This window comes from Oceanisphaera litoralis (assembly GCF_016907015.1).
Classification (GTDB): Bacteria; Pseudomonadota; Gammaproteobacteria; order Enterobacterales; family Aeromonadaceae; genus Oceanimonas; species Oceanimonas litoralis.
In genome coordinates this window covers 56,207-62,354 of record NZ_JAFBBE010000022.1, presented here as the reverse complement: position 1 = coordinate 62,354, position 6,148 = coordinate 56,207, and the positions used below count along the sequence as shown (strand labels likewise).

Here is a 6,148-nt window from a genome sequence, read left to right as displayed (position 1 = left end):
GCGGATAGCGGATAGCGGATAGCGGATAGCGGATAGCGGATAGCGGATAGCGGATAGCGGATAGCGGATAGCGGATAGCGGATAGCGGATAGCGGATAGCGGAAGATTAAAGCAGTAAAGCGGTGTCAGATAAAGAAAAAGCCGGGCGAACCCGGCTTTTGTTTTTATTCTTCAGAAGCGGCTGCTTCTGCTGCTTCGATATCACGACCTACCAGCTCGATATAAGCCATAGGTGCGTTATCGCCAGCACGGAATCCACACTTCAGGATGCGGGTGTAACCACCCGGACGCTCCTGGTAGCGAGGTCCCAGTTCGTTGAACAAGATGCCAACTACTTCGCTGTCGCGAGTACGGGCAAATGCCAAACGACGGTTGGCGACTGTGTCGCTTTTAGCCAATGTGATCAGAGGCTCAACCACTCGACGCAGCTCTTTTGCCTTGGGCAGAGTCGTCTTGATAACTGCATGACGAACCAAGGAGCTAGCCATGTTGCGGAACATTGCCTGACGGTGGCTGCTGTTCCGGTTAAGTTGACGACCACTCTTACGATGGCGCATGACCTAATCCTTCCTAACTAAATCTGTAAAACCCGTGACCCGGTTTATTCATCAGCGATGCTGGCAGGCGGCCAGTTCTCAAGGCGCATGCCCAGAGACAAACCACGAGACGCCAACACGTCTTTAATCTCGGTAAGAGATTTTTTACCCAGGTTGGGAGTCTTCAACAACTCCACCTCGGTACGCTGTACCAGATCACCAATGTAGTGGATCGCTTCAGCCTTCAGACAGTTCGCAGAACGAACTGTCAGTTCCAGATCGTCGACAGGACGCAGCAGGATAGGATCGAACTCAGGCTTGTCTTCTTTCTCTTCCGGTTCGCTCACGTCACGCAGATCGACGAAGGCTTCCAGCTGTTCAGCCATGATAGTGGCTGCACGACGGATGGCTTCTTCGGGATCCAGAGTGCCGTTGGTTTCCATGTCGATAACCAGCTTATCCAGATCGGTACGCTGTTCAACACGGGCCGCCTCAACATTATAGGCGATACGAACCACGGGGCTGTAAGCCGCATCCAGCAACAAACGACCAATTGGGCGTTCGTCGTCTTCGGTATGAGCACGGGCAGAGGCAGGAACATAACCACGACCGCGCTGTACTTTCAGACGCATGCTGATGTCGGCATCATTCCCTGTCAGATGACAGATGATGTGCTCTGGGTTAACGATCTCAACGTCATCACCATGGGTGATGTCGCCTGCCGTTACGGGACCTGCACCAGTTTTGGTCAGCGACAGGGTGACTTCGTCCTTGCCTTCCAGCTTGACAGCAATCTCTTTCAGATTAAGCAAGATCTCCAGGATATCTTCCTGAACACCTTCCTTGCTGCTGTATTCATGCAATACACCGTCGACTTCGACTTCGGTGATCGCACAACCGGGCATGGAAGAAAGCAGAATACGACGTAGCGTATTACCCAATGTATGACCAAAGCCACGCTCCAGCGGCTCGAGAGTCACTTTGGCATGAGTCGGGCTGATCTGTTCGATATCAACCAGACGCGGCTTAAGAAAATCTGTTACAGAACCCTGCATTGTGTCCTCTCTATAGAAGCCAGCTTTACTTGGAGTAAAGCTCGACGATCAGCTGTTCGTTAATATCGGCAGACAGGTCGCTACGCTCAGGCAGACGCTTGTAAACGCCTTGCATGTTGGTAGCGTCAACTTCTACCCAAGTCGGCTTTTCACGTTGACCGGAAACCTCAAGAGCGGCTTTGATCCGGGCTTGCTTCTTGGCCTTCTCGCGAATGCTGATAACATCCTCGGGAGAAACTTGGAAGGAAGGAATGTTGACAACTTTACCGTTCACCAGGATAGCCTTGTGGCTGACCAGCTGACGAGACTCGGCGCGAGTGGCACCGAAACCCATGCGGTAAATAACGTTGTCCAGACGACCTTCCAGCAGCTGCAACAGGTTCGCACCGGTATTGCCTTTCAGGCGAGCAGCTTCTTTATAGTAGTTGCGGAATTGCTTTTCCAGTACACCGTAGATACGACGAACCTTCTGCTTTTCACGCAGCTGTACACCGTAATCGGACAGGCGGGCTTTACGAGCGCCATGCTGACCAGGTGCAGTATCAATTTTACATTTTGAATCTATCGCGCGAACGCCTGACTTCAGGAAGAGGTCAGTGCCCTCGCGACGGCTCAGTTTGAGCTTGGGACCCAGATATCTTGCCATGTTCTTTCTCCAACTATCCTACAAGAAGTGTTATACGCGACGCTTCTTCGGAGGACGACAACCGTTGTGCGGGATGGGAGTCACATCGGTGATGTTGGTGATGCGGAAACCCGCAGCATTCAACGCCCGAATGGATGACTCACGGCCCGGACCCGGACCTTTCACCATTACTTCCAGGTTCTTAACGCCGTATTCTTTGGCAACCTCACCGGCACGTTCTGCAGCTACCTGAGCAGCGAACGGGGTGGACTTGCGAGAACCACGGAAACCTGAACCACCAGCAGTTGCCCAGGAAAGAGCGTTACCCTGACGGTCAGTAATAGTTACTATGGTGTTGTTGAAAGATGCATGAACGTGGGCAATGCCGTCGCTCACCTGCTTTTTAACGCGCTTACGCACACTACGAGCCGGAGTTTTAGCCATGATCTACCTTCCCGTTATTTCTTGATCGGTTTACGAGGACCTTTGCGCGTACGCGCATTAGTCTTGGTGCGCTGACCACGAAGGGGTAGGCTGCGGCGATGACGCAGACCTCGGTAACAACCCAGGTCCATCAGACGCTTGATGTTCATGGAGATCTCGCGGCGCAGGTCACCTTCTACGATGAATTTCGCCACTTGCTCACGCAGGGTTTCTACCTGAGCTTCATCCAATTCTTTGATTTTCACATCCTCAGCGATACCGGCTGCAGCACAAATGGCTTTAGAGCGGGTACGGCCGACGCCATAAATCGCAGTTAACGCAATAACTGCATGTTTATGGTCAGGAATGTTAATGCCAGCGATACGGGCCACTATGCACTCCTACAAATTAAAATATATAAAGCCATTACAAAGCCCGTCTAGGATACGTAATGACACAGACACCCAACAAAGGTGGCTGGCTACTTTAGCCAGCTCGCCTTTAATTTACAAGTCAAACCGTAACTTTTTTAGCCTTGGCGCTGTTTATGCTTAGGCTCTGTGCAAAGTACACGCACCACACCGTGGCGCTTGACGATTTTGCAGTTACGGCAGATTGCCTTAACGGAAGCACGAACTTTCATTGCTTAACTCCGTAAATAACCGAACCTTAACGGTTGTAACCCTTCAGGTTCGCTTTTTTCAGGACATCGCCATACTGATGGGACATCATGTGGGTTTGCACCTGAGCCATGAAGTCCATGATGACGACCACAATAATCAACAGCGAGGTACCGCCAAAGTAGAACTGGACGTTCCAGGCTGTCATCAAAAACTGTGGAACCAAACAGACAAAGGTAATGTACAGGGCACCGACCAGAGTCAGGCGAGTCATTACTTTGTCGATATAGCGCGCTGTTTGCTCACCCGGACGTATGCCCGGAATGAAAGCACCACTCTTCTTCAGGTTGTCTGCCGTCTCGCGCGGGTTGAACACCAACGCAGTATAGAAGAAACAGAAGAAGATAATGGCAGCGGCATACAGCATCACGTACAGCGGTTGACCGGGCTGCAGAGTCAAAGAGACCTCTTGCAGGATATTGGCAAACCACCCCTCGCCCTGACCGAACCAAGAGGCTACGGTACCCGGGAACAGGATAATGCTGGATGCGAAAATTGCCGGAATAACCCCCGCCATGTTCACTTTCAAGGGCAGGTGTGTACTCTGTGCTGCGAATACCTGGCGGCCCTGTTGACGCTTGGCGTAGTTCACCACAATGCGGCGCTGGCCACGTTCAACAAATACCACGAAATACGTTACCGCAAACACAATCACGGCCAGCAGCAACAGCAACAATATGTGCAATTCCCCCTGACGCGCCTGCTCTGCCGTGGCACCAATGGCCGATGGCAGACCAGCAACAATACCCACGAAGATAATCAACGAGATACCATTGCCAATGCCTCGTTCGGTTACCTGCTCACCCAACCACATCAGAAACATGGTACCGGTGACCAGACTCACCACTGCCGTGAAATAGAAACCAAGACCCACGTTAACCACGAGTCCTGGCATCATATTCGGTAAACCAGTGGCGATACCGATGGCCTGGATGGTGCCGAGAACCAGGGTGCCATACCGGGTGTACTGACTGATCTTTCGACGGCCAGATTCACCTTCCTTCTTGAGCTCAGCCAAGGCGGGGTGAACCACAGTCAGCAACTGGATGATAATGGACGCAGAAATATACGGCATTATCCCCAGCGCCAGTATGGACGCTCGTTCCAGAGCACCACCACTGAACATGTTGAACATTTCAATGATGGTGCCCTGCTGTTGCTGGAACAAGTCGGCAAGTACGGCGGCGTCAATTCCAGGAATAGGCACATAGGAGCCGGCGCGAAATACAATGATCGCGATAAGAACGAAAAGCAAACGACTCTTCAGTTCACCCAGCCCACCCTGTGCGCTTTTAGCATCTAATCCTGGTTTCTTGGCCATAGTACTTATTATTCCTCGATTTTACCGCCGGCTGCTTCGATGGCTGCGCGTGCACCTTTGGTGACGCCCAGACCAACCACAGTAACTTGACGGTCAATAGTGCCAGACAGAACAACTTTGGCAAACTGGATATTCTTGGTAACCAAGCCAGCCTGCTTCAGGGTGTTCAGATCCACCACATCGCCTTCAACTTTAGCCAGTTCGCTCAGACGAATTTCGGTAGTGACACGACCCTTGCGGGAAGTGAAACCAAACTTCGGCAGACGCTGTTTCAGCGGCATCTGACCGCCTTCAAAACCGTTGCGAACCTTACCGCCGGAGCGGGATTTCTGACCTTTGTGGCCGCGGCCACCGGTTTTACCCAGGCCGGAACCGATACCACGACCAACGCGCTTGGCGCTGGGCTTGGAGCCGGCGGCCGGAGACAGAGTATTCAAACGCATGCGATTACTCCCCAACCTTAACCATGTAGTAAACCTGGTTGATCATACCGCGTACACAAGCTGTATCTTCCAGCTCGACGGTGTGACCAATGCGACGCAGACCCAGGCCACGCAGCGTTGCCTTATGCTTAGGCAAACGACCGATGGAGCTGCGAGTCTGTGTTACTTTTACAGTCTTGTTAGCCATTGGCGCATTACCCCAGTATTTCGTCAACGCGCAGACCACGCTTGGCAGCGACTTGCTCGGGTGACTTCATTTGAGTCAGAGCGTCGATGGTAGCGCGAACTACGTTGTTCGGGTTAGTGGAACCGTAAGTCTTGGCCAGTACGTTATGTACACCGGCAACTTCCAGTACGGCGCGCATTGCACCACCGGCGATGATGCCGGTACCGTCAGAAGCAGGCTTCATGAATACGTTTGAACCAGAGTGACGACCTTTTACCGGATGGAACAAGGTGCCGTTGTTCAGACCAACTGTACGCATGTTACGACGAGCCTGTTCCATTGCCTTTTGAATGGCGGCAGGAACTTCACGGGCTTTACCGTAACCGAAACCAATACGACCGTTACCATCGCCTACTACCGTCAGAGCGGTGAAGGAGAAGATACGACCACCTTTTACGACTTTTGATACACGGTTAACTGCAATGAGCTTTTCTTGCAGTTCACCGGCTTGAGCTTCGATTTTTGCCATTTTCGACTCCACCCTTAGAACTGAAGACCAGCTTCACGTGCAGCTGTAGCCAGTGCGGCTACGCGACCGTGATATTGGAAACCGGAACGGTCAAAAGCGACAACTGTTACGCCTTTTTCAAGAGCGCGCTCAGCGATGGCTTTACCTACTACCGTGGCGGCATCGACGTTACCGGTGTATTTCACCTGCTCACGTACTGACTTTTCCACGGTAGACGCGGAAGCCAGAACAGTGGTGCTGTTCGGTGCAATAACCTGTGCATAGATGTGGCGCGGAGTACGGTGAACCACCAGGCGAGTCGCACCCAGTTCCAGCATCTTTTTACGTGCTTTGGTAGCACGGCGGATACGAGCTGCTTTTTTGTCCATAG

At 52.3% G+C, this 6,148-nt stretch carries 11 protein-coding genes; all 11 read right to left on the bottom strand.

Annotation, left to right across the window (positions count from 1 at the left end; translation table 11 throughout):
• Window positions 1-164: 164 nt before the first annotated feature.
• The 11 genes from rplQ to rplR all read right to left on the bottom strand — a co-directional run bounded on the left by rplQ (window position 165) and on the right by rplR (window position 6,146).
• On the bottom strand, window positions 165-557 hold the full coding sequence (gene rplQ / locus HNR62_RS13460; RefSeq protein WP_204796596.1) for a 50S ribosomal protein L17: 393 nt from the start codon (window positions 555-557) through the stop codon (window positions 165-167).
• A 44-nt stretch (window positions 558-601) separates the two neighbouring features.
• Window positions 602-1,591, bottom strand: a complete 990-nt coding sequence (locus HNR62_RS13455) for a DNA-directed RNA polymerase subunit alpha (protein ID WP_204796595.1) — start codon at window positions 1,589-1,591, stop codon at window positions 602-604.
• Window positions 1,592-1,616: 25 nt separating this feature from the next.
• Window positions 1,617-2,237, bottom strand: coding sequence for a 30S ribosomal protein S4 (gene rpsD, locus HNR62_RS13450; RefSeq protein WP_204796594.1), 621 nt, complete (start codon window positions 2,235-2,237; stop codon window positions 1,617-1,619).
• 30 nt (window positions 2,238-2,267) lie between these two features.
• Window positions 2,268-2,660, bottom strand: a complete 393-nt coding sequence (gene rpsK, locus HNR62_RS13445) for a 30S ribosomal protein S11 (RefSeq protein ID WP_204796593.1) — start codon at window positions 2,658-2,660, stop codon at window positions 2,268-2,270.
• 14 nt (window positions 2,661-2,674) lie between these two features.
• Window positions 2,675-3,031: a 30S ribosomal protein S13 gene (gene rpsM / locus HNR62_RS13440; RefSeq protein ID WP_204796592.1), complete on the bottom strand. Its 357-nt coding sequence runs from the start codon at window positions 3,029-3,031 to the stop codon at window positions 2,675-2,677.
• A gap of 137 nt (window positions 3,032-3,168) precedes the next feature.
• On the bottom strand, window positions 3,169-3,282 hold the full coding sequence (gene rpmJ / locus HNR62_RS13435; RefSeq protein WP_083399166.1) for a 50S ribosomal protein L36: 114 nt from the start codon (window positions 3,280-3,282) through the stop codon (window positions 3,169-3,171).
• Window positions 3,283-3,308: 26 nt separating this feature from the next.
• A complete protein-coding gene (secY, locus tag HNR62_RS13430; RefSeq protein ID WP_204796591.1) occupies window positions 3,309-4,640 on the bottom strand; it encodes a preprotein translocase subunit SecY in 1,332 nt (443 codons plus the stop codon).
• Window positions 4,641-4,648: 8 nt separating this feature from the next.
• Complete coding sequence (gene rplO / locus HNR62_RS13425) at window positions 4,649-5,083, bottom strand: 50S ribosomal protein L15 (RefSeq protein ID WP_204796590.1); 435 nt, start codon at window positions 5,081-5,083, stop codon at window positions 4,649-4,651.
• A 4-nt stretch (window positions 5,084-5,087) separates the two neighbouring features.
• Window positions 5,088-5,270 carry a 50S ribosomal protein L30 gene (gene rpmD / locus HNR62_RS13420; protein WP_104487259.1) on the bottom strand — a complete coding sequence of 61 codons (183 nt, stop codon included), beginning with the start codon at window positions 5,268-5,270 and terminating at the stop codon, window positions 5,088-5,090.
• Window positions 5,271-5,277: 7 nt separating this feature from the next.
• Entirely contained in the window at window positions 5,278-5,778 is a 501-nt protein-coding gene (rpsE, locus tag HNR62_RS13415; RefSeq protein WP_104487256.1) for a 30S ribosomal protein S5, read from the bottom strand.
• A gap of 14 nt (window positions 5,779-5,792) precedes the next feature.
• Window positions 5,793-6,146 (bottom strand): 50S ribosomal protein L18, encoded by a 354-nt coding sequence (rplR, locus tag HNR62_RS13410; protein ID WP_204796589.1) that lies wholly within the window; start codon window positions 6,144-6,146, stop codon window positions 5,793-5,795.
• Between the last annotated feature and the right edge of the window lie 2 nt (window positions 6,147-6,148).